Annotated in this window: 23 protein-coding genes and 1 pseudogene; 7 read left to right on the forward strand and 17 right to left on the reverse strand. The window is 34.9% G+C overall.

Annotated elements, in window-relative coordinates:
- The first annotated feature begins 217 nt into the window (after nucleotides 1-217).
- On the forward strand, nucleotides 218-1,474 hold the full coding sequence (locus tag AKG34_RS13425; protein ID WP_053346531.1) for a hypothetical protein: 1,257 nt from the start codon (nucleotides 218-220) through the stop codon (nucleotides 1,472-1,474).
- Between the two features lie 77 nt (nucleotides 1,475-1,551).
- Here the strand turns inward: AKG34_RS13425 and AKG34_RS13430 are convergent, their stop codons facing one another.
- From AKG34_RS13430 to AKG34_RS13470, 8 genes are all read right to left on the reverse strand, one after another.
- Complete coding sequence (locus AKG34_RS13430; RefSeq protein ID WP_330219150.1) at nucleotides 1,552-1,884, reverse strand: YkvA family protein; 333 nt, start codon at nucleotides 1,882-1,884, stop codon at nucleotides 1,552-1,554.
- A 204-nt stretch (nucleotides 1,885-2,088) separates the two neighbouring features.
- A complete protein-coding gene (locus AKG34_RS13435; RefSeq protein WP_053346533.1) occupies nucleotides 2,089-2,445 on the reverse strand; it encodes a DUF6173 family protein in 357 nt (118 codons plus the stop codon).
- Nucleotides 2,446-2,703: 258 nt separating this feature from the next.
- Nucleotides 2,704-2,904, reverse strand: coding sequence for a hypothetical protein (locus AKG34_RS13440; RefSeq protein WP_053346534.1), 201 nt, complete (start codon nucleotides 2,902-2,904; stop codon nucleotides 2,704-2,706).
- Between the two features lie 138 nt (nucleotides 2,905-3,042).
- On the reverse strand, nucleotides 3,043-3,666 hold the full coding sequence (locus AKG34_RS13445; protein ID WP_053346535.1) for a hypothetical protein: 624 nt from the start codon (nucleotides 3,664-3,666) through the stop codon (nucleotides 3,043-3,045).
- A 171-nt stretch (nucleotides 3,667-3,837) separates the two neighbouring features.
- Nucleotides 3,838-4,395 carry an HNH endonuclease gene (locus AKG34_RS13450; RefSeq protein ID WP_053346536.1) on the reverse strand — a complete coding sequence of 186 codons (558 nt, stop codon included), beginning with the start codon at nucleotides 4,393-4,395 and terminating at the stop codon, nucleotides 3,838-3,840.
- Between the two features lie 408 nt (nucleotides 4,396-4,803).
- A complete protein-coding gene (locus AKG34_RS13455) occupies nucleotides 4,804-7,704 on the reverse strand; it encodes a hypothetical protein (RefSeq protein ID WP_053346537.1) in 2,901 nt (966 codons plus the stop codon).
- A gap of 352 nt (nucleotides 7,705-8,056) precedes the next feature.
- Complete coding sequence (locus tag AKG34_RS13460) at nucleotides 8,057-8,716, reverse strand: hypothetical protein (protein WP_083450785.1); 660 nt, start codon at nucleotides 8,714-8,716, stop codon at nucleotides 8,057-8,059.
- 326 nt (nucleotides 8,717-9,042) lie between these two features.
- Nucleotides 9,043-9,660, reverse strand: coding sequence for a helix-turn-helix domain-containing protein (locus tag AKG34_RS13470; RefSeq protein ID WP_053346539.1), 618 nt, complete (start codon nucleotides 9,658-9,660; stop codon nucleotides 9,043-9,045).
- Between the two features lie 301 nt (nucleotides 9,661-9,961).
- Here AKG34_RS13470 and AKG34_RS13475 point away from each other — a divergent pair.
- Both AKG34_RS13475 and AKG34_RS13480 read left to right on the forward strand, forming a co-directional pair.
- Nucleotides 9,962-11,561, forward strand: a pseudogene (locus tag AKG34_RS13475) (ABC-F family ATP-binding cassette domain-containing protein); the annotation flags it as partial.
- Nucleotides 11,562-11,767: 206 nt separating this feature from the next.
- Nucleotides 11,768-12,040, forward strand: coding sequence for a hypothetical protein (locus AKG34_RS13480; protein WP_053346541.1), 273 nt, complete (start codon nucleotides 11,768-11,770; stop codon nucleotides 12,038-12,040).
- Between the two features lie 247 nt (nucleotides 12,041-12,287).
- Here the strand turns inward: AKG34_RS13480 and AKG34_RS13485 are convergent, their stop codons facing one another.
- Entirely contained in the window at nucleotides 12,288-13,595 is a 1,308-nt protein-coding gene (locus tag AKG34_RS13485) for an MFS transporter (RefSeq protein WP_053346542.1), read from the reverse strand.
- Between the two features lie 109 nt (nucleotides 13,596-13,704).
- Complete coding sequence (locus AKG34_RS13490; protein WP_053346543.1) at nucleotides 13,705-15,279, reverse strand: AMP-binding protein; 1,575 nt, start codon at nucleotides 15,277-15,279, stop codon at nucleotides 13,705-13,707.
- A gap of 446 nt (nucleotides 15,280-15,725) precedes the next feature.
- Between AKG34_RS13490 and AKG34_RS13495 the strand changes: the two genes are divergently transcribed.
- A complete protein-coding gene (locus AKG34_RS13495; RefSeq protein WP_053346544.1) occupies nucleotides 15,726-16,331 on the forward strand; it encodes a TetR/AcrR family transcriptional regulator in 606 nt (201 codons plus the stop codon).
- Nucleotides 16,332-16,505: 174 nt separating this feature from the next.
- On the opposite strand, the gene AKG34_RS13500 is transcribed toward AKG34_RS13495, so the two are convergent.
- Together AKG34_RS13500 and AKG34_RS13505 are read right to left on the reverse strand one after the other, a co-directional pair.
- Nucleotides 16,506-18,047, reverse strand: a complete 1,542-nt coding sequence (locus tag AKG34_RS13500; protein ID WP_053346545.1) for a flotillin lipid rafts scaffold protein FloT — start codon at nucleotides 18,045-18,047, stop codon at nucleotides 16,506-16,508.
- A 21-nt stretch (nucleotides 18,048-18,068) separates the two neighbouring features.
- Nucleotides 18,069-18,587 carry an NfeD family membrane protein gene (locus AKG34_RS13505; protein ID WP_053346546.1) on the reverse strand — a complete coding sequence of 173 codons (519 nt, stop codon included), beginning with the start codon at nucleotides 18,585-18,587 and terminating at the stop codon, nucleotides 18,069-18,071.
- A 360-nt stretch (nucleotides 18,588-18,947) separates the two neighbouring features.
- Between AKG34_RS13505 and AKG34_RS13510 the strand changes: the two genes are divergently transcribed.
- Nucleotides 18,948-19,517: a biotin transporter BioY gene (locus AKG34_RS13510; RefSeq protein ID WP_053346547.1), complete on the forward strand. Its 570-nt coding sequence runs from the start codon at nucleotides 18,948-18,950 to the stop codon at nucleotides 19,515-19,517.
- A gap of 425 nt (nucleotides 19,518-19,942) precedes the next feature.
- Here AKG34_RS13510 and AKG34_RS13515 read toward each other — a convergent pair whose 3' ends face one another.
- Both AKG34_RS13515 and trhA read right to left on the reverse strand, forming a co-directional pair.
- On the reverse strand, nucleotides 19,943-20,428 hold the full coding sequence (locus AKG34_RS13515; protein WP_053346548.1) for a YusW family protein: 486 nt from the start codon (nucleotides 20,426-20,428) through the stop codon (nucleotides 19,943-19,945).
- Between the two features lie 114 nt (nucleotides 20,429-20,542).
- Nucleotides 20,543-21,187 (reverse strand): PAQR family membrane homeostasis protein TrhA, encoded by a 645-nt coding sequence (trhA, locus tag AKG34_RS13520; RefSeq protein ID WP_053346549.1) that lies wholly within the window; start codon nucleotides 21,185-21,187, stop codon nucleotides 20,543-20,545.
- 161 nt (nucleotides 21,188-21,348) lie between these two features.
- Here trhA and AKG34_RS13525 point away from each other — a divergent pair, with 161 nt between their 5' ends.
- The gene (locus tag AKG34_RS13525) at nucleotides 21,349-21,936 is read left to right on the forward strand and encodes a DUF2087 domain-containing protein (protein WP_053346550.1); all 588 of its coding nucleotides are present in this window, start codon (nucleotides 21,349-21,351) and stop codon (nucleotides 21,934-21,936) included.
- Nucleotides 21,937-21,996: 60 nt separating this feature from the next.
- On the opposite strand, the gene AKG34_RS13530 is transcribed toward AKG34_RS13525, so the two are convergent.
- The 3 genes from AKG34_RS13530 to AKG34_RS13540 form a co-directional block, all read right to left on the reverse strand.
- A complete protein-coding gene (locus tag AKG34_RS13530; protein ID WP_053346551.1) occupies nucleotides 21,997-22,596 on the reverse strand; it encodes a cell wall hydrolase in 600 nt (199 codons plus the stop codon).
- A gap of 133 nt (nucleotides 22,597-22,729) precedes the next feature.
- Nucleotides 22,730-23,305, reverse strand: a complete 576-nt coding sequence (locus AKG34_RS13535; RefSeq protein ID WP_053346552.1) for a GNAT family N-acetyltransferase — start codon at nucleotides 23,303-23,305, stop codon at nucleotides 22,730-22,732.
- Between the two features lie 42 nt (nucleotides 23,306-23,347).
- A complete protein-coding gene (locus AKG34_RS13540; RefSeq protein WP_053346553.1) occupies nucleotides 23,348-23,746 on the reverse strand; it encodes a secondary thiamine-phosphate synthase enzyme YjbQ in 399 nt (132 codons plus the stop codon).
- A gap of 195 nt (nucleotides 23,747-23,941) precedes the next feature.
- Between AKG34_RS13540 and AKG34_RS13545 the strand changes: the two genes are divergently transcribed.
- The gene (locus tag AKG34_RS13545; protein ID WP_053346554.1) at nucleotides 23,942-24,310 is read left to right on the forward strand and encodes a VOC family protein; all 369 of its coding nucleotides are present in this window, start codon (nucleotides 23,942-23,944) and stop codon (nucleotides 24,308-24,310) included.
- The last annotated feature ends 14 nt before the right edge of the window (nucleotides 24,311-24,324 follow it).

The following is a 24,324-nucleotide window of genomic DNA, read 5'->3' on the forward strand; positions in this document are numbered from 1 at the left end:
GCTGCCTTTAGTTAACTTCCAAGACAATCTCACCATTCCTTCTAACCATCATATTGTTTACACTGTATTTTTTTTCATTTATTGCTATAACACTCCCCATTGAGATTACTTCATTTTCATTGTAAAAATTGAGAAATGGATATTCGCCCAAATAATTAGCCCTGCAAAAAATTTTAAAAGTCATGTCTTCAATCCCTTCAGAATGGAGTTAGTGTAGATGAATAATTCAAGCCAAGAAATGGTAAAGAAAATTTTGCTCTTCCATCCCTATTTAAAAAAGTTCTCTGTCCAAGGTAAACTTAATGATTATATTAAAAAGTTTCCAAACTTCAATGAAGTATATGCATCTATTCGTAAAGAAAATGAAAAAGATGACACCTCAGAAGTTATTGCTAAAACTCTCCTTTTTGGTATTGAAAATGATTTATTAGATGAATATGATTTAGATGAATTACTTTTTTTAATATTGGAGGATTCTTTATTTAACTCTTATTTATTTAATTTAAATTTCAATACAACAAATTTAATTGACAAGAAATCAATAGAAGAATTACTTAGTTCTTGGAATATTCCAACACAACATAAAATTCTTAATAATATTAACTCTGAAACGACTAAAGATTTTGTCATTTGTGGTTATCGTATTGCAGAAGACGCTAAAGGTTTGGATTCATTAAGGATTTTATTATTAGACAGCGAAACGAGAAATACCTACTTTAAAAACGAAGATTCAAAAGAAATAGCATTTCCAACCATTTTAGAAATAGATTTCAGAAGAAAATTATTACACATTAGGTTAAAAGATGTTGATAATCTTGTTGGAGAATCAGAAAAAGTCAGTACTATGTCAGGAAGAATTGAGAGCACCTTAAACTTTTTGAGCTCCTTTAAACCTGCAGTCCAATATACAGAAATCACTAATTTTAAATCTTCTCTATATTTATTAGAGGAACATCTGCTAAGCGAAAAGAGAAATGTAGCATATAAGAAGTTAGAAGAATTTGATAATGAAATTGAAGATTTTACTGCAAAAGTTTGTAATAAATTTAACCCTCCTACCGATCACGAGATACCCCCAAGAGAATATATTAATACAGGTGTACTCTCTGTTATCGCTACAACCCTGGAGAAGAATGTACTTGGCGATGTAGTTGGCATAAGGTTCAGGAACTCTCAAAGTGAAGAAAGAAAGTATGCCGAAATAACAATCAAAGATACAGGAAATAAATGTATTTCTACTAGTAATCTCTACTGGTTAAACCTTTCAGTGCTTCAAAGTACTAAGTCAGTAGAATTCTTGAAAATAGTTCCTCAATTAGAAAGTGGTGCGGCTATTGTAAACCTAGAGTTCTCTTATGAAACGGCAAATATACGCCTTTTACAAAGAACTACCTACGATGGATCTGAAGGAATTAGACCTACACAAGAAAAATATGATGAGGTCATTGATTTCATAAAACCCTTTTTTAATTAATATACCAACAAAGCGTTTGTATTTTCCTCAACACAAAGTAAAAGCACCTGACCATTTAGGTTAAGTGCTTCTTTGTTTTATTTATCTTCATCTTTACCTTTATTTTCATCTTTATCTTGTTCATCCTGATCAGTTTTCTTATTTAATTTATCATCTACTAAATCTGTATCAGAAATTGCACTTTCCCCAAACCAAATCCTAATTCGTTCTTTTGCATTTAACTTAACTTCCTCATCAATAAACATTGAGACAGTGACCAATGCTCCAAATAACCCTGAGAAATCGTCTGTATATCCGCCAGGGATTAAGTCAGGAATTAAATCAATTGGAAGTATGAAATACCCCAACGCTCCAATAATTACTGTCTTTGCCCAAACAGGAGTGGTTGGCTTTTGAAGTGTGTAAAACAATAGTAAAGCTACATAAACAACTGAAACCCCTGCTTTTTTGCCGAATTTTTTAATCTTCTTCCAAAAAGAATCCTCCGAAAAGTTCTCTGAGTATTTAGTTGTGTCTATTATAATCTCCTCCTATTCATCATCAATATTTTACCATATCAATAGAAAGATTTCCTGCAAATAAAAAGCACCCAAAATAATGGATGCCTGATTGATTTATTCTTCACTAAATCCTATTTTTCTTTTGGGTTCATCTGGGTTCAATCTTTTTACAGCCATTAATAAAAAACTAATTTGAGAAACATGCTGAATTAATTCTATTGCTGAACCATCATCTGTTTTACCGTAGAATCTAATTAAACTAGGATTATAATATCCCAAATCCTCTACATGAAATTGAATAGTTTGACCAAACGAAACTAATCTCATACCAACTTCATGAGCGTTGTCTAGGTCATCATCAAAATTATTAATCATCTCCACTAACCTTTCATAAAACTCACTGGCATGGTTAGGGTTTGTTGGAATAGTTGGCATATTCATGTTTGGAACTGCTATTTTCGGAAAGTCCATAAATTAATTACACATCCTTTTCTACCTACTTAATTTCTATATAAAGGCGGAAATGTCCTGCATAATATTTCCTATATATACTTTTATATTAGAGAAATCGCAACTTACTTTTTACAAAATAATAAGCATCCCCACAGGATGCTCTCTGTTTATTTTGAATTGCGCAGGCAAAAGGATTCCATCTCTTCTAATGCTGAAGCCTCATCTTTCACATTAAGGTTAGTCCATTTCAAAGATTTAGAACTATAGTTATTTAAGTTAGAACAATTCTGCTCTATTACCATGAAACTTTACTTCACCAATCTCATTAACTTCTTTTTCCTTAACTCTTACAGATGTACCTCGGATTGTAACAATATCAGCTTTCATCATTAAATTTACAACATCTTCTCTAACTTCATCTTGATAGCTACCATTATCAATTATCGCAGATACTTTATAAGTACGTTCTTCAGCCATACAAACCACTCCCTATCCAAATAATTCCTCACCTCAACAATATTCGATAGGGAGTGAAAAAAGTCCTGCATGAAGAATAGTAAATTTTGATTAAAGAATGCTCTTCAATGATTGTTTACCAAATATAACTCCTCTAATTTAAAATGCTTTCAATAACTTCTCTACTTTATCTATTGTATGGTTACCTCTATAAAATACATTCCTTGATTCTAATGCAAGAAATTCGATAACCGAAACAACTTCTTCGATAATCCATTCTTCACTTTGAGTAATAACAGAAATATCTTTTGGCTTAAAGTGGATAAAATCATTCCTATATAGGATTAATTTATTTATTGCTCTCCTTTGTTTTTCTGTTAATTTAAGTAATTTACTAAATGTGAATTGCATCATATAATCCTCATTTTCACAGCAATCTAAGACTTCCCAAATACCCATTAGCTGCCCAACTTGATATTTAGTAATACTCTCCATTAGTAGATCATCTTCTAAATCAATTCCGTATTCATCCTTATAAAGCTCAACAACCTCTTGTTTTCTTTTTTCAAACTTAGAGGGTTTAAGCTTTATTTCTATTACCCTATCTGAGTTCGTCCCTTTTATGGCACAAATACCAAAGCCATATAATGCACCATGTAATGATATCATCAACCATTTAAACCAATGAGAATCTCCTTTAGAATTGTAATAGTAACCAGATTTCTTTAAATAATCTATAGCATTATCTAGCTCATTCGTCCTTAAAATTACATCATTATCCAAATAAGTCACCTCGTAAGTAGTTTAAAGCTTACGAGGGATTATGTAAATATTATCTAGTCTAAAACACCTTAACTAATATTATTGTTATGTATTACTTATGTATTCTATCGTGGTTTTCTATGTAATATTTAATCTACTAATTGGATTAAGGTAAGTATGTAGTATCCTTCATTAAATTTTCTCTTTATAAGTTCGATTCAAGCAAATATTCTGAATAGATCTTGCTGTAACACCTAATTCCTTGCCTTTTTGTTTATACCACTCAATTTTATTCAAAGTCATTTGTTTAAAATCATTTCTAATTTTATTTGCGGTATCCATTGAAAGCCTTGTCTTATTCCAACACCTATCTCTAGAGTTCTTTTTATTCCCAACATCAGTAATCAATCGTAAATTTTCAATTTTATTGTTTCGTGGATTTTTATCGATATGATCAATCTGCAAGCCTTGTGATAACCAAAAATCTTTAGTAGTTCCATATGCTGAACTAAGCACAATTTCATGTTTATACATAGGAATAGAATCTCCTGTTAAATCACATTTAAGCTTGGTCATCAAATATTGGCCGTTATCACCTGTTCCTTTGCAAAATTCATCCTCAATTAACCATCTGTTGCTAACTTTACTCCATACTCTGCCCGTTGGTGTGTGACATAGGTATCTGGAAAATCCGGGTACAGGGGTCATTTCAAATTTCAAGGTTTCAAATTCTTTTACTGCTTCTTTCATTTTACATTCCTCCACATATTTTTTTAGCGTATAAACGTTTGTCTATACACTTATTGCAGCACCACATAATTTAACGCATAATAAAACCCACCTAATTAATAGATGGATTCTATATACGCTAAGGGATGTGGAGTCCCAATAAATGTTCAGTTCACTTTTATCCTGTTCATCAATAATAATCTAAATAAAAACTTGCAATAGGTGACACCTTGATGTATTATGAAAATAAGATTTGATAATTACGGAATCGTATGACGTTTTTTATTTTAAAAAAATAATAAAGAGAGAGAGAAATCATTGACTATCTACTTCGACTTTAAGTTACTTTGTCGTTCGACCACATAATGAGTACTCTTGTGTTTCGCCATCCTCTCCCATTAGGGAATCAAATTAAAAAAAGAAAAAGCCTTACCCAGCAAGGGTTCGAAGGCCTTTCAATGTGTTATTTTTGGGATAATCATCACTTTTTAATAGATTAAGAAGCGTCGTTCTGTGATTGCGATATAAGGTATTCAATAAGTGGACGATAATACCTGACAAGTCATTTGTTTTCTTTAATTTTGTACCATCGTACTGATCAGCAACCATCTTTAAAATTTTATACATAGTTGCTTTCCTGATTGATTTTTTAGCTATCTTGGCATCAAGTTCATTATAAGAATCTTCCATCAACGTCTGTCTTTCCCTACATTTCTTCCCTTCCTTGTCATCGCCCGATGATTTTATTTTGTTAATACCCTTGCTGAACTCCTTTAATAATTCAATAATATCTCCTATTTGCTTATCATCAGCCTTCCCTCCTAACTCCTCGCTACTTAGATCGAGTATTAAATCATTAAAAGGTAAATTCCTACGATAGCCACCTTTTTCAATGTCATTATTAATATGGTTAATAAGTAAATCCATTGGACAATTAAATTCAGTCATTTCCACGTCCGCAGTAGAAACATACTTCCAAAACATCGGCTTATTACGTGTAACTAATTTGCGCTTACCTTTTTTATTCACTCCTTTCACCTTAACCTCTTTACAAGACCTAATATTTCGTAAAGCTTTATCCACATCAACCTCTACAATCTTTTTACTGTAATCGATCGCCACATTGGACAATACTACGCAGATGGCTATATTTTTCAATATCTTTTCAATCTTCTTCTGTCTCTCCGGTGTATCTGGTTCAGTGTTTTGTATGTCCCACAGTACACTAACTTGAAATTGTGCAGCATTAGTCACCTCACCTATCCACCCCTGGCTTTTACTAGTTCTCCGGTCGATTTCTGCTACATTTGCATTGGTCAGCTCAACAGGATTAGGATCCGATACAATGGTATTAAGGATAATGGGATAACTTCTATTGGCCAAAGTTCGGTCTACCAATCTATTGAAAACATCTGATTTAAATATCAACACCGTATCACTATCCATATCCATTCCGTTCAGTTGTTCTAAAATAGGACTCTTTATGCTGTTAATCACCACGATATTTTTTGTTAAGTTTAGATATGTATTATAAAACTCATTATCTACGTTAATTGACTTAAAGAAGTTGTTTTGACTGTTATGCGGGTTGCGGACGAGAGCGTATTTTTTCTCATAATCATAAAGCTTAGTATGTATTTGATTGTCTTTTAACTCACTTTTTAGCGTATCCCCATTACCCTTTATCATAGAGTGTAGCATTAATTCAGGGCAAGATAAGACGGTGCAATAATCTGCCTCTAAGCGCAATTTACCACCTTTTATCTTTGTACGATAGTTACTGATCTGTTTGGCCCGATAATCCCTAAACATTCGTGTACGGACAACTTCAGGATTAATATTGTAGATATCAGAAAACATTTGATAAGCATTTGTTATTTCTTTATTTTTGATCAGGTACTTGATAAATGGACTCTCATCAAAATTGCCATTAGCATCTTTTTCACCTTGTAACTCTTTAATAAAGTCAACCTCAAACGCTGCTAAGTCCTCGATTTCTTGTTTTTTAACGTCCAGTGTATTAATCATTTGATATGAGGTAAATGACCTGTCACCATATTTACTTGCCTTCTCCGATTTACAAATACCCATAATATTTCTATCTGCACGAACACGATTACACCAATTTGCATATGCTTCCTTTTCATTCCCTTTACATGCAAACTTAAGAAATTTTAATGAGCTAGGTGTCGTCAAAAGTAATATATCCTTGGCGAATACCACATTACCGAATGAGTCCGTTAGTTTCCATTTGATATAATCAGGGGTGACCGTAGAATCATAGCTCGATTTTTCAGGGGTGGTCATCTCTTTATGTATATCCTCTAAATACTTTTGAAGATTACAATTAAATGCACATGACTTAAAAAAGTGTGATCGAAGTAAAGCCATTCCCTTATTACCACGCTTAACCTTTTGCATCAGAGAAATATCAATGAGAGCTTGACCGTCCCAAATATTATTTTTAATTTTAGCTTTCTTATTAAATTTAGCTTCTAAATCATTGCCTACTTCAATAGCTGGATATTCAAATTCACTAAACTTATCATCTATAACAAATATATTTTTAGGGTTAATCTCTAAGGTAGATTCTAGGCTAGATGAGACTAGACTCTCATAGGCACAAAGGGACGCTACATCGATTTTACCTTCCAAACTCAGTCCCATATGTGACCATTCTTTCATTGGCTCATACAATTCATCCAAAATCCAAAGACCTTGCGACTGTCTAGATTTTGATGCTGTGCGTTTATAGAACTTATAATGTTTACCTTTAAAGTTGATTCCGTTTATGTATAAGTGATTTCGCAAATCATCTGCTTTTATTTCATGATAAATTACATTATCCCTATCCGCTTTGATACGTTTATAATGTCCCTTGACTAGATCAGATTTATTTTCCAAATAACTAATCGACTTTTCCAATTTATCAATTATCCGTTTGTTATTAGATAATTTTATTTCCCTTTCGTTATCCCTTATAGCCTTCATCAGATGTTTAATCTGATACAGTAGGCGAGACATTAGGTTTTCATAGCCTCTTACAGATGATGTGAATTGTTTACCGTTTTTCATTTTATTTTTAAATTTGATATTGATTACCGCATCAGTTTGATATTTAACTTTTCCATTCTTCGCTATTTCATTTTCAGTAAACCATTTTTTATGTGACCGTAACTTGAGTAACTCAAGTGACCAAGGAATCATGCCGACATATTCATACTTAGTGATATTTTCCAATCCACGTTCACTCATATCGAAGATTGATTCTGCTTCAATACTCGGAATGTACACAGACTTGTTTACCTTAACATTTTTATTGTTTACCATTAGACCATTCTCTCCTTTTGAGTAACTGTTTAATTTGACCTTATTTGACCAATAGATATTATTTAACGAACCTCTTCCCAACTTGACCGAGAAAAGTTTACCGATTATGTAAAACTGACAATCAAAACTTATGATATGTAAAATTTAATCCCACATTTCGAATCGCACTTTTTTCGAAATTGAAATACTGTATATTGTTTTATCTTGTATGTATATTAATATTAAATTGTATACTACTTACAGTACCGCCAATGCTGCACTAGGAGTACCACACCTCTGCATTTTAAATTTCTACTTCTGCATTCTAAATCGCTACCTCTGCATGTAGAGTACTTAGAGAAAACAGTTGTTATTAGTGGAGAATATCAGCCACAAAATAATGATTATTATAGCGGTCATATTGTAGCTCATCGACTACGTATTCATGAGTTGGTTCCAATTTATGTTTGACTATTTTAAGCAACTTCGCTTTCTTTAATTGCTTATTCGCCTCTTCCACTTTTGATCTCGATATACGAAACCTCTTAGTCATTGACTCAAAACCTGAAAAACAATAATCATGTCCGTTTCCGTCTAAGTTTTTATTGATACGACTCTTATAGTAGAAAATTTGTCTAAAGGCATAGGCATCGATCTGATCGTTATTAAAGTATGTAAAAATTGAAGCTGATAATTTTGTAAATGTTTTACTTTCGGCGATTGACTCATTAAATACGATATTTATTTTCCCTTTAGTGGGGACTTTTTCGACTTTGTTTTTAATTAAATCCAAACTATGTAAGTGATTAATCCTCTTCTTAAAAGTTCTAGTGTCAGTTATCTTCAGAAAGTTCATTAAAGTACGATGATCTAATTTCAGGATATTTCCCTTATCCTCTGGGTTTCTAAAGTGTAAAAAACACAACCTCGTATACATTGCGAACTCTTCATTGTTCAAAAAGATTTCCTCATTCCTCACAATGTTAGTAGGCACATGCACATATAACTTTTTCCTTTGGGTAGTTTCTTCCATATGCATCCTCCTGTTTAATTGGATAACTGAATAATTAGTTAATTTGACGTCTGGGTGTGTTCTTTCATAATATTTTCAATTTCGATACACCTTGGATAAAGCCAAAACTTTCTATCGGATAAGCTAATTGCAGATGTAAGGTACGAATAACCTTCCCGTTTAATCTTCCGATGTAGCACCAGATCATAACAAAATATTAGATCTTCTTTTTTTACCACGTTCACACCTCCTTCAACTTCAAATAAAACAGTTCTTTTATTCTGAGAACCACCTCCTTTCGGTATTTACGATTTCCCTAATTACATCGAAAAAATAATATATCCAATTTATTTTTTCTGATAATACTCATAAATTTCATCAAATTTTCCCTCAACGTTTTTATCTTTAATATCAAAACCTCCAAAGCCATGATCCCGATACAAAAGAAAATCGATTACATCAGATAACATTCTTACTTTCCCTCTTTCTTCAGAATCCACTATAGATAGTACCCCTCTCATGATATCTTGATAATAATTATTGTAGTCACCCAATTCACGCTCTAATAACTGCTGGACATCTTCTATTACAGATTTTACTTTTTCTTCTTCATGAAGCTGTCTCGAAACATCTTGTTCAGGACTATAGTACTTTGTAATGACCTGTTCTACTCCATCATCATCTACAAAAAAATCCTCATACTCTTCAAAGGTAGCATTTCTGTCTATGTATATCCTTTGAAGTTCCAACACTTCCGAACCTTTTAATAAAGATTTTTCAAACCATCTTTCATCTAGGTTAAAAATTGCTGCGATTTTAGGGATATGCTTCTTTGGAATAGGTCTTCTTCTTTTGCCAACCCATTCATTTACCGTTTGTCTTTTGACATCCAATTCATTTGCAATATCAGCCAATGAAATTTGAAATATCTGAGAAATTTGCTTTAAAGGATGAATAGTTTCCATTTAATCAACTCCATAAACTTACTTGTACGTCTTTCTATATTCAATATACTATTTACGTACATGTACGTCAAGAGCATTTGGAAATTTTTATTAAAAAACTTAAAGCATCTTAGGTATTAATCTTATAAGTGATTTAAATGTTGGTTTTTGTTAATGAACCTTTAACTTTTTGCAAAAATAAGATACAATTTAAATGATGCACAGTTTAAAACATACAAGGTCGTAAACTGCTGCTTGTGGAATCAGCTTAAGAATAAAAAATAAAAAGTTGCTAAAAACGTTGATGCAAACATAGTTTTGNTGGTTTACGCTATGGCGATCGTAAACTGTTTGAAGATGTTAATATAAAATTCACGCCTGGTAACTGCTACGGACTAATTGGGGCAAATGGGGCCGGTAAATCCACGTTCTTAAAAATTCTTTCCGGTGAAATTGAAGCACAATCCGGTGATGTTCATATGGGGCCTGGCGAGCGCCTAGCCGTTTTAAAACAAGATCACTTCGCTTTTGAAGAAGAGGAAGTTCTTAAAGTAGTTATAATGGGGCATGAAAGATTATATGAAGTCATGCAAGAAAAAGATGCAATCTATATGAAAGAAAACTTCACTGATGAAGACGGAATGAAAGCAGCCGAACTTGAAGGTGAATTTGCAGAGTTAAACGGTTGGGAAGCTGAACCTGAAGCTTCGATCCTTTTGAAAGGCCTTGGTATTACTGAGGACCTTCACACAAAGAAAATGGCTGAATTAAACGGTGGCGACAAAGTTAAAGTATTACTTGCTCAAGCACTATTCGGAAAACCAGACGTTCTTTTACTAGATGAGCCTACCAACCATTTGGATTTAAAAGCGATTAAATGGTTGGAAGAGTTCTTAATCAACTTTGAAAACACAGTTATCGTAGTTTCCCATGATCGTTACTTCCTTAACAAAGTTTGTACGCATATCGCGGATCTTGATTTCGGTAAAATCAAAGTTTATATTGGTAACTATGACTTCTGGTATGAATCAAGCCAGCTTGCTCTTAAATTAACACAAGATGCCAATAAGAAAAAAGAAGAAAAAATCAAAGAACTACAAAATTTCATCGCTCGATTCAGTGCCAATGCATCTAAATCGAGTCAGGCAACTTCCCGTAAGAAATTATTGGATAAAATCAGCTTAGATGATATTCAACCTTCTTCCCGCCGCTATCCATATGTTGGCTTTACACCGGAGCGTGAAATCGGAAACGACTTGCTTCGTGTAGATGGAATTACAAAAACAATTGATGGTATAAAAATATTGGAAAACGTCAGCTTCACGATGAATAAAGGTGACAAGATTGCTTTTGTCGGTAAAGATGAAATTGCAAAAACCACCATGTTCAAGATCTTAGCAGGTGAAATAGAGCCGGATAGCGGATCTTTCAAATGGGGTGTTACGACTTCTCAGGCATACTTCCCTAAAGATAACGCTGAATTCTTCGATGGTGTTGATTTAACTCTTGTCGATTGGCTGCGTCAATATTCTCCTAATGATCAGAGCGAAAGCTTCCTTCGCGGCTTCCTAGGCAGAATGTTATTCTCTGGTGATGAAGTTACGAAAAAGGCTAGTGTTCTTTCAGGTGGCGAAAAAGTCCGCTGCATGCTTTCTAAAATGATGCTAAGCGGTTCAAACGTTCTAATGCTTGACGAACCGACTAACCATCTTGACTTAGAGTCAATTACGGCATTGAATAATGGATTAATCAGCTTTAAAGGGTCTATGATTTTCTCTTCTCATGATCATCAATTTATTCAAACGGTAGCAAACCGAATTATTGAACTTACACCAAAAGGTACTATCGATAAGCAAATTAGTTACGATGAGTACCTTGAAGATACTCAATTGCAAAAACAAGTTGCTGAAATGTACAAATAATAGATTAATGAAAGCAGCACATCCTTTTATAATGGATGTGCTGTTTTCATTTCCTCAGTTCCCCAACCATACAGTTCTTTTTTATCCTCCGTATAGAAGATAAAAAACAATCTTCGATAATTATCTATAAATAGTAATCTTTTCCTTTTAGCACTGAATAATATTGAGAAGTAAAAGGTATATTGTTAAGAAAGGAGTGAGTTAAATTGGATGAGATTTCAGTAAAAAATGCTTTTGAGGAGACAGGCTATCTTTTTTTATATGATAAATTCAGTTATCAATTTTATGTAACCGGAATATTTGACCTAGTGGATCAACAAGCTATTATTGTTGATTTTTTAAATTCCTATAGCTTTGATGATAAATGTTCACTCTTTTTTGACGATTTTTCGTTTTTCTTTAATTGTTTTCATTATTCCTATCAAAAACAGAAGTGGTCAACTTTCCTAAAACCCGAATATGATGAACATATTTGCTGAAATCAAAAAACCGGGTTATAGACCCGGCCATATAATTAACATTTTAAAAAAAGATAGGAGATGGGGGAGTAATGATAGGCTTATCCGTAGCCGCCAAAAGCAGGACCAATTAATAGGCCCGCAGGCAAACCTCCTAACAGTCCGCAAACATAAAGTCGCCCAAAACCAATGCTGAAGCCCCCTGGTTCGAAAATAGTGATTGTTAAAGAAATTGACACTATAGCTCTTACCAGTATTCAGCTAATAATTAAATTTGAAGTGAATTATCTTTTTTAAACTTTTCTTTACTTTCTTCATATTGTGATACATTTTTAGTGTTGGGAACAAACAGACTTAATACCAAAGAAAGTGTAAGCCCTCCCATCATGAATCCTCCAAATACCCAATGCGATGGGCCAAATGAATCTACCATTGTTGTCCATAACATAGGACCAAAACCTACTATAGCTGCGGCCATTTGATAGCCGAAAGATAGCCCAGTATAACGAACTTTAGCTGGAAAGAGTTCAGAGAACAATGTTCCTTGTGTAGCGAAAATTGCCGCCCAAATTATACCGAGCATGGCAGCTTGCATATAGTACAACCAAGTCGCTCCTTGTTCAATCATGAAAAAGTAAGGAATTGCAAGAAGAAACATAAGTACCAATCCACTAATATAGATAACTTTCCTACCGATAAAGTCAGAAATATATCCAACCACTGGAATCGTAATAATCATCGTAGCACAGCCAATTGTTAGAGCCGTTAAGGCTATTTCGTTTGAATAACCTAAATAGGTAGTAGTATAGACAAGTACAAAAGACATAAGAAATACATTGAAGAACCCATCTCCAATTTTGAGTCCAATCACATGAAAGAGGCTTTTACGATGATTGCGGAATGTTTCTACAATAGGAACTTTCGCAATTTCTCCGCTTTCCTTCTGTTGTTGGAAAGCCGAAGTTTCCTCTATCCCCCCTCTGATCCAAAGAGCCAAAACGATTAGAACAGCACTAAATAGGAAAGGAATCCGCCAACCCCAGGCTAAAAACTGGGCATCGGTAGTCAAGTAGGCTATAAGCGTAAGACTGAAAGAACCCGCTACCAAACCTAATGGAACCCCTAATTGTGGCACAGAACCGTAAAGTCCGCGACGACCCTTCGGTGCGGATTCGGTCGCCAGGAGGACTGCTCCTCCCCATTCTCCTCCTAAGGAGATTCCCTGAATAAGCCTTAGGACAACCAATAATATAGGCGCTAGCAGACCAACTTGATTATACGTAGGGAGTAAACCAATAAGAAATGAACTACCTCCCATACCGATAAGAGTCCACATTAGTGTTGCTTTTCGTCCTATTCTATCTCCAAAGTGTCCAAAAATAATACTTCCTATTGGTCTCGCAGCATAACCTATCCCAAAGGTGGCGAATGCAAGAAGAAGGGCAATTGATGGATCTTGACCTGAAAAAAAGAGAGTTGAAAATACTAAGCCCGTAGCGGTACCGTACAAGTAAAAGTCATACCATTCAATAACTGAACCGGAAAGACTTGCCAATAGAACTCGATTCTTTTTCATATAGAACATCCCCTTTTGACGACCTCTGTCTTTTTCAAATAACATTGACCCAATTCTATTAATTTATAAAAACTGTTGGTATTTAAGTTTCGTTATCATTAACAAATCTTTAGGAATGAGTTTTGAATCTTTTATTATGCATTTGTCTTAAGATGTGTTTCTGCACTTTTCCCACTGCAGTTCTAGGAAATTCATCAACAAATTCGATTGTATCAGGGACTTTAAATTTGGCTAAGCGTTTACGACAGTAAAGTATAAGTTCATCTTCTGTGATATTGGAATTTTTATGTAAAATAACATATGCCTTAATAGCTTCGTCGCGCATCTCATCAGGAATGCTGATTACAGCAGCCTCATAAACCCCTTCATAATCTGCCAGGGCACTTTCAACCTCGTTTGCCGCAACATTTTCGCCTGCCCGTTTAATCATATCTTTAATTCGATCAACAAAATAAAAGTAACCATCATCCCCGATTCTGCCATTATCACCTGTGTACAACCAACCATCTCTTAATGTTTCTTTTGTTGCCTCTAAATTTTTATAATACCCCTTCATTAATGAACGACCCGGAATCCCTTTAACTACGATTTGACCTGATTGTCCATTTTGTACTTCATTTCCTATTTCATCGACTATTTTTACTTCATAACCAATGGTAGGCTTTCCAATACTTTTATTATTGCGAATCCCATCTAATGGATTCATTAATGGTACTCCCACAGTTTCAGTCATCCCATACATCTGTAGTAAAGAGACATTATACTTCCCTTCAAAATCCTTTAATTGTTCTTCCGCAACCGACTGAGCAAACCAGATAACTCTTAAAGAATGATTAATATCAGTTTGGTCGAATTTCTGTGCAAGAATCATTCTTATTGGTGCAGCGAATAAGGAACCTACCGTTGCACCTAAACTTTTGGCTTGTTTGAAATAACGCGAAGCACTAAATCGTTCGGTTATTGCAATACTGCCCCCTACTACTAGAGCAGACATTGTAGAATAATACTGTGCATTTCCATGAAACAATGGAAGAACGATTAATTGCCTATCATTCGGAGCTAGGCGAATTGATTTTGACATAACTTCCCCTGTGAATAGATAGTTCGCGTGTGTAATCTGAACCCCCTTTGGTTTTGATGTCGTACCTGATGTATAAAGTAATGAAGCCACATCCTCGGAATCTACATAAATATCCGGTAAGTCAGATTTAGCTTTTGCTATTAAGTGCTTTAAGTCTTTATCCACATATTTCTCACTTTCACATCGAACTAGCAATATTTCCTGTAAATACGGTAGACTTTCACGTGTGTTTGTAAATTTGTCTAAATATTTCTCTTCCGTAATGAGAAGTATTGACTCCGAATGATTCAGTAGATATTCCATTTCATCTTTAGTAGATAAAATGTTGGTTGGGACCATAATAGCCCCGATATTAGCCAATGCAAACCACGAAGTCATAAACTCTAGACAATTTGGGAGATGCAATGTTACATGTTTACCTTTCGTTACACCTAAATCAATAAATACGTTACTTAAACGATTTACTGTATCAGCAAATTCACCATAAGTTAATTCAAATCTCTGCTGTTCTATATCTTCAAAAAGTAGAAACGTTTTATCTTTGTGCCTAGCTGCTTGCTCGTTTAATAACTCTTTCAATGTTCTATTTCCGACAATATCCATACCATTTTCCCCCTTTAAATCCCAGCATGTTTGACATACCTAAATAAAACGCTTACATTTCTTACCGAAGAATACAAAATAGAGACTATATTCACAAACTACAGTCTTCGATTTCATTATAATTATACATCGCATCACAGTCAATTAATTTTCAGAATATTTACATTTCTATTATAATTATGGTAATTCGGTATTCCCAAGCTCTATTGTATCAAGGTATTTAAGAAATAAATAAAGAACATCTCCTCAAATCCTGTATAATTAACTTTATTAAAAAACTACCAACTGACTCGAGTGAGGCCCTATTCCTAATGAATAGCGGCTGATGGATATAAATTAACAAAGTTGTTATTCATTATAATCGCCAAAATAAAATGAGGTTTATAGTTATGAGAAGTTCTTCGAATGGCAATTTTTAAACCACCTTTTAAAAAGGAGAGATATAAATGGCACGTTCTACTCCAAGACAAATTAAATCCCAGCAAACTAAAAAGAAAATTTTAGAAGTTGCTCTGGATCTTTTTAGCAAAAAAGGATTCAATCAGGTTTCAGTTGATGAAATTGTAAGTGTTAGCAATACATCAAAAGGTGCGTTCTACGTGCATTTTAAATCTAAGTATGAAATCTTCATTGAAAAGTTTAAAGAGATTGATGATTTTTATGCCTCTTTCACTAAATCAATACCTAAAGACCTTAGCTGTAGTGAGAAAATTCTTCTCTTAACCAAATCTCAAATGGTTTTTTTGAGAGATGACTTAGGAAAGGATTTGATGAGAACAGTTTACGTTAGTGCATTGATTCCAAATCAACCTAAATCTCTTTCAGACACAGATAGAACCCTATACAGAATCGTTCATTCATTTGTTCAAGAAGGACAAGATGCAGGAGAATTTAGAAAAGAGATTCCATCTGAAGAAATTACTATGCTGATCACACGTTGCATGCGCGGAACACTTTATGATTGGCTTATATTTGGAGGGGATTTTGATCTTGTAGAGGAAATTCAAAAATTTATTCGTACCATTTTAGTTGAAAACATATCGACAAAGTAATAGAAATTTCACGCTTATTGTTAACATGTCATATTTTTACTAGCCTATTAAAAGCTAAATAAAACCACAGAAACCTATAAAACCTTTTAGAAATATAGAAAGTGCGCTTAGACATCCTAACACCACTCCACAAAAAAAGGTAAGAGCATAATTATGCTCTTACCTTTTTCAACTTCACTTTGCTACTTCTTCTTTCGCTGCCGCCATATTCATATTAGTTTCAGCATGCTCTTGATTAATTGTAGTCGGGAACAAATTACGCTTACCTGAGAAATTCTCAAGTAAGTCTTTGACATCAATGCCTGAAGAAGCCTTTAATGACTCCTGCAATGTTGCCATTAAATTTGTTGCATACCCAGTCACTTTATTCGCACCGCCATTCGCACCACTTCCACCCGTATCCACTACGGTAATTTTGTCGATATTACTAAGTGGACCTGCTACTTGTTTAGCATATTCCGGTAGCATTTTCAAAATCATATCCATCACTGCCGCTTGCCCAAACTGTTCAAAGGCTTCAGCTATCTTCTGCTTAGCTTCCGCTTCTGCCACCCCTTTTAACCGGATAATTTCTGCTTCCGACGTACCTTGGGCCCTTTGTGCATCCGCTTTTGCAAGTCCATCCATTCTGACACGTTCTGCTTCTGCTTTCGCCATAGCTTCAATTTTATATTTATCGGCATCCGCTTCTGTAATCTGTTTCATCTTATTAGCAGAGGCTGCCTGCTCTACCGCATAGCGGTCAGCATCCGCCTTTTTCTTCACCTCAGAATCATATTGCTTTTCACGGCGGAGAATTTCTTTTTCTTCAAGCTCGATTTGCTTTTGCCGCTCGATGATTCTGATTTGCATTTCCTGTTCCGTAACTTCCTGTTTTGACCTTGCTGTTTCTAGGTCATAAGCTTGGTCAGCTCGGGCTTTGGCAATATCTTGCTCGCGTCGGAACTCGGCGACCTTTAGCTTGTTGATTTTTTCGGCTTCCGCTATTTCTGTAGCACGTTCGACTTCAGCACGCTGGGCTTCCTTTGAAGCTTCTGCACGCTTGATTCGCGTTTCTTTCTCTGCCTCCGCTGTTGCAATATCTGCATCTCTCTTTACTTGTGCAATTCTTGGTTTACCAAGGGATTCAAGATATCCATTTTTATCTCGGACATCTTTAATTGTGAACGATACGATGATGAGTCCCATTTTTGCCAAATCTTGTGAAGCCACCCTCTGTACTTCCTGGGAAAACTTTTCGCGATTTTTATAAATCTCCTCAACTGTCATCGAGCCAAGAATGGAACGAAGATGTCCCTCAAGTACCTCACGTGCTTCCTGTTCACGATCATCCTTGGATTTTCCAAGAAATTGCTCTGCCGCAGTGGCAATATCAGTGATTGAACCACCAATTTTTATAATTGATACACCATCAGCCATGACCGGAACACCCTGCTCTGTGTACACTTCGGGAGTAGAGACTTCAAGTTTACTTGACAGCAAGCTCAATGGCTCTGCTTGCTGGAACACTGGTAAAACGAATGCCCCTCCACCACGGACAATCTTAATTTTATTCCCTGATTCATCGATATGAACATTTTTGCTACCTAAGTAGCTTCCAGTTACGATCAATGCTTCATCAGGACCAGCCGTACGGTATTTCGTAACAAAGACAGCAATAAGTGCAATAAGTAAAAAAGCAACAATAGCAACAACAACCCAAATTAAACTAAACATAAACTACCTCCGAACCTTTTATTAATTTTGATGAGGCATCACATAGACAACCCCATTTTTGACTTCAATGATTAAAACTTTAGTATCTGATGCAATTCCTTCATTTTTAAAACTGGCAGCGGTCTTCGCAATGCTGCCACTAATACTCTCAATTAAGACTTCGCCAAACCCGTCAACTGGGATGGATGTCAGCACCCTTCCAACCCTTCCTCTCAGGTCATTATCATGAAATGCTAAACTTTCCTCTGCTGATGAGATGGGAATCAAAACAAATACATTCAATAAGGTGACAGTGGACAATGATATAAGCAAGGAAATCGCCGCAATCACTCCACTATTAAGACCTGTAACCGATTCAAACAAAAAACCACTTGCAAAAAATACAGTTAAAAAACTAAAAATGAGAGTAGGATTAAATTGGTCCGGTAATTCTAATCCGGAAAATATATCATTAAACAAAATAAATAAAAAAGTTAGTACACCGGAAATAATTAATCCATATAAATAAATTGTTTCTAATGGAACCCCAAATAACTCCATCTCTTTCATCCTTTAAATTGGATTTTTTATGCTCCAATACCTAAACAGCTTGAAGTAAACTTCTAACTTATTAGTTTATGTATTGTTCTAAACTATATATGCAAAAAAAGTATTGTTATATTCCCCCTTTAAATACTTTCCCTACCAAATTATACGAATTAAAGCTTTAAAGGTTTCATTTTTTTATCGTTCTCTTTTAAATCCGGACACACCTACTCCGTACATTTTAATACTTGATCTTTTAAAAACAGCTTTATAAAAAGAAAAATTCAAAATATTATTGACAGCGTTTACTTATCATATTAAAATTCTTATATGTTAACTTAACTAACAGATGGGTTTACAATAGGAGGCAACATTATGAAGGAAAGTCATGAAAAATTAAGAATGATGATGGTTACAGCCTTATTTGCAGCACTAATAGGAATATTCGCCCAAATTACTATCCCACTGCCTTTGGTTCCGATTACAGGTCAGACTCTGGCCATTGGACTGGCGGCTACTATACTTGGTTCACGTTATGGAACCTCTTCAGTTTTATTGTACTTGTTTATTGGGGCTGCAGGTGTACCGGTATTTGCTGAAATGTCTGGAGGACTTGCAAAAATATTCGGTCCGACTGGCGGTTATTTATTATCCTATATACCAACAGTCTATATTACCGGTCTGATTTTAGAAAAGACCCGCTTTACAATTGCAATAGCTTTCCTTGCAAATATCATCGGGATGATTATTACCTTAATCATAGGGACGGTATGGCTAAAATATATGGCTTCCTTAACATGGACAGCAGCCATAGCTAGTGGATTTGCTCCATTTGTAATTGTCGGTACCCTAAAAGCCTTCCTTGCCTCATGGCTTGGCATTACGATTCGTTCAAGGTTAGCATCTGCTAAACTGCTACCTAAAAAAAATGCAACAATCTCATAATATTTCTATCCAGGTAATCATAAGAGAGGATACCACAATTGTGGTATCCTCTCTTATATTTTATAAAAAGAATAATATCATTTCCACAATCTTTTAAACTCCTGAATTCTTGAAGTTCCTGTTATATCTCTATAAATACTATTTCAAGTAAGTCGCAAATAATCCATCTTGGTCAAGTTTTTTTGAAGTTAACGGAAGAAAAAAAAAGACTCTTTCTGAAAAAGAATCTTTTTTTACAAGTAATTATTGCGGTCCTATCCCCATAAGTCCGAATATGAATAGCAAATGTATGTTAACCCCTTTGCTAACCGTAATCATTTTACTATAGTAATAGCGTTTTGACAACTATTGAAGAAACATGAATTCGCTACGATATTGGGCAAAAAAATTACTATTTCATATAGGATTATGTAGCTGATATTGAGTTATTTATTATACACTTTATATTCTTTTTTCGTACCATCATCGTAAGTCACTTCTAAGTCGAATTCTTCAAAATCATCTTTCAAATTAAAAGCCTTTGTTACATCTTGAATGACCTCATCATCAGAAGAATCTTTGGTGAAAGTCAACTTTTCTAATATCGGCGTTAACTCTTCCATCGCTTCATCACTGTGGACTTCGTGTTTATTTAGTTGGTCATCAATAGAGGCTTCTGTTTGGGCTCCCATCGCATCGTATTCTGCTTCATATTCGTTGTCATTACCTGCATAGTCAACTTCTAATTGAAAATCATTAAAAGTAAAAGGCAGCTTTTTATTATTATCCGTTCCTGTTTCAGAATTGGTTTCTGCTTGGTTTTCATTTTCCTCAACCGGTGGATTCTTAACTTCATCGTTATCTTCCCCGCACCCAGCCATAACAAGCATGGCTGCAAATGGGAGTGATAGTACTTTTATTGTTTTTCTCATAAGTCATTTCCTTCCTTAGTCTGTATAGCTTATTTTTCCCCTAAAAGAATGCAATTAAAACCTCTTCCAAGTGTCATAAGGTAGAGCAGATTAAAGAATAAAGTCCTTCTAGGATTAAAGGGGAATGATATAAAACAAGACAGCAAAGAAGTGCGCGACAGAGCCTGCAAGCACAAATAGATGCCAAACAGCATGATGATAAGGGAAACCGCGCCAAACATAAAAGACAGCCCCAAACGTATAAAGCAATCCCCCTGCAACCAGTAGCTGGATACCTGCTGAAGGCATTGCTGCTGAAAGTGGCCCCCATGCAATAACAATCAACCACCCCATCGCTATATAAAGAATAGTAGAAAGGAAAAGAAACTTCTTCACAAAGAAAGCTTTGAATACAACGCCTATAACTGCCACTCCCCATACAATTCCAAGCAGTGTCCATCCTAGTGTCCCTTGGATTACAAGCAGCATGATAGGCGTGTACGTTCCTGCAATGAAGAGATAAATTGCTGAATGATCAAAGATTTCAAATAGGTCCTTCGTTTTCCCTTCTGGAAAGCTATGAACTAAAGTTGAAGAAACATATAAGAGTAGCATGGAAACTCCATAAATGACTGAAATCACTACATGCCAGGCCGACCCTTTCTGAACTGAGAAAATTATTAAAAACACAAGAGCGGCAATACTTAACAAGACACCTACTCCATGAGTAATTGCATTTACCACTTCTTCTTTTTTTGTATAAACATGTGTATTAGCCATGTTACAGCTCCTTAATCTTAGAAAAAATTATTGTTTTGAAATTCTTCTCAATTATACATCAGTTCTTCAAAGCAATATAGAAAACTAAATATTAACTTGAATATCACTGCCTAGTTAGATTATTATCTAATTAGATGATAATCTAACTAGGAGGAAAAAAAGTGCAATTAGAAAAATTAGTCGCTTTCCATAAAACGTTAGGTGATGTGACTAGGATTAGGATTATTTCCATTCTTGCAAACGGTCCAAAAAACGGCCAAGCACTTGCAGGAATATTAAAATTGACAGCCCCAACCATTTCTCACCATTTAACGAAATTGAAGGACGTTAATTTAGTGACAGATCGGAGGGAAAAAAATACGGTATATTATTTTTTGAATGAAGATGTCTTAGAGCATTATTCTTCAGGATTACCTAAAATGGTGTCAAAAAAAGGGGACTCCAATAAAATGGATAATCAAAAGCTGATTTTAGAGCATAAAAAGATCCTTGATAATTTCTTTACTGCAGATGGTCGATTAAAAACCATCCCAGCACAGAGAAAAAAGAAAATGATCGTTCTATATCATATAGCCAGCCTTTTGGAAAAGGGGCGTAAATATCCAGAAAAAGAACTGAATGAATTCATTCAGTCATTCCATGATGATTTTGCAACGCTAAGACGTGAACTCATTATCGGTAGCATCATGTACAGAGAAAACAGTATTTATGAACTGAATCCCCGCGAGATGTGGGCTGATATCGTTTAATGGACAGTATTTTAAATAAAAAACCGGCCCTCCCATAAATGGTGAGCCGGTTCTTAAAGATCATATGGCAAAATGGTGGCCGCCAATAATTTTGATTACCTCCAATTGTTTCATCCATTCGCTGTCCGATATACTTGGGTTCCAGAAATACAATGCATCATTTGTGTAGCCATGGATCGCTATAGCTTCATTTACAGCTCTCTTAGCATCAGCTCCTGCTGCTTTATTAATACTACCATCACCAACAGGGGAGAATTGATTTTTTTGATAAATCACTTCACGGATCGTATCGGGAAATTCATTGCTATCTAGGCGATTCAAAACAACTCCCGCAACCTCGACCTTTCCTCGGTATGGCTCTCCTTTTGCTTCAGCATGCACCAGCCTAGCTAATAGATCTTTATCATTTTCACTCATTACATGAGGAATAATCAATGTTTTACCTGGATCGGCAACATTATTTTCATTATGATTGACTTCTTTTAACGTACCAATTGGCACTCCGTATTGCTTCGCAATATCCCATATCGATTCACCTTGCTTAATGACATGTTTTTTTGCGCCATTAGAAGCTTTACTTATGGTTCCAAAAGGGAATGCTATTCCAAGTACGATGACGCTTAGAGTTATTATCACTGTTAATAATGATGATAATTTCATCCTGTAACCTCCTTGTTAAGCATCTACCTAGGATAACAGACCCAATTGGAGAAAACAGTGCTAAATTATTTCCAAGGGAATCCAGGTAAAATATTACACACTTTGAATTTTTATTTAACTCTTTCAAATCCGCTTAATTATTTATTTGAAGGGATTCCCATTCTTCACGTAAAATTCCCATCCTTATGGAGTCGTAATAATAACCATCAAAATAACGGCATTTCCTCATTCTTCCTTCAAGCTGCATACCTACTTTTAATGCAACAGCCATCATCCGCTCATTTCCTGACCAGGTCGTCAGTCCAACCCGTTCGATTTCAATGTTTTCAAATAAATAGGTGATAAACAACTTTATGGCTTCCGTTCCATATCCGCCATTCCAATAATTGGCCTCAAAAATAGTAATACCGATTTCAAGCCATCGCGATGGTTCGTGTTCCCAATAATATACAATTGATCCGATTATTTGATGATCCTTTTCCATTATTAACTCGGAGTATACTCCTATTTTCTCATCATAGTTCCGATGTTTCTCTTCTTTATCAATATACGTATTAAAATCAATGAGTTCGTGAGGATAATATGGTGCATCCCATTTTTTCCACTCTGGATTCTCTTCCCCATACTTTAAGCTCCACAAAAGTTTTAAATCATCTTTTTTTACGTTTCTCAATACTACATTTCTTCCTTTAATCCAAACATCATCCAATCTGATTCCTCCTATTTTACCCTTACCTGACTATTCCTAGCCTTAACTAGTCAATTTGATAAAGTACTGCCTCTCTCTAGGACCATCGAATTCACAAAAATAAAGACCCTGCCATGTACCCAGAATCAAACTTCCTTTATGAATAATCACTTGTTGTGACGAACCGACCGTACTTGATTTCAAATGGGCTGCAGTATTCCCTTCCATATGTAGATCTAGAGTATGATTCCATGGATATTGCTCGTCCAGCCTCCTTAGCATATCCTTTTTGACGTCTGGATCCGCATTTTCATTAATCGTGATTCCAGCAGTAGTATGTGAACAATATACAAGAGCTATGCCCTCTTGAATACCAGTTTCCGTGATAAATGCCTGCACTTCTGTTGTAACATCAATCATATCATCCCTTTTAGTAGTTTTTAATGAATTTTTCTTCAGCATACACGTTCCACTCCTTTAATAACTTTTTATACACATACCCAAAAACATTTGAAATCATACCTTATTCGTTTAATTATGCAGAATTAAATAGTAAAAATAAGAATAACTTATCAACATTAATAAATAGATTAATCTGTTCTTATTAGCAGTATTGCATTAAAATTGGATATATAAGGAATGAGGAGGCGTATTAAGATGAGCTTTAATTTTAAATCCATCGATCATTTCCAATTAGCATCTCCTAAAAATACAGAAGAGATAGCAAGGAAGTTTTTCACTAATGTTTTAAAGTTTCAGGAAATTGATAAACCTGATACATTAAAGTCCAATGGAGGAGTATGGTTTAAATCTGGATCGATCCAAATACATATTGGAACCGAAGATCATTTTATTCCAGCAAGGAAAGCCCATCCAGCTCTAGAAGTTGAAAATCTAGTAGACCTTAAACAACATCTAATAAGTAATGATATACCTTTTATTGAAGATAAAAAGCTACCAGGAGCAAATCGAATTTATGTATTCGACCCCTTTGGTAATCGAATTGAAATTTTAGAGTGGATATGAAAAAAGCGGGTTCA

The sequence above is a fragment of the Peribacillus butanolivorans genome (assembly GCF_001273755.1).
GTDB lineage: Bacteria > Bacillota > Bacilli > Bacillales > DSM-1321 > Peribacillus > Peribacillus butanolivorans.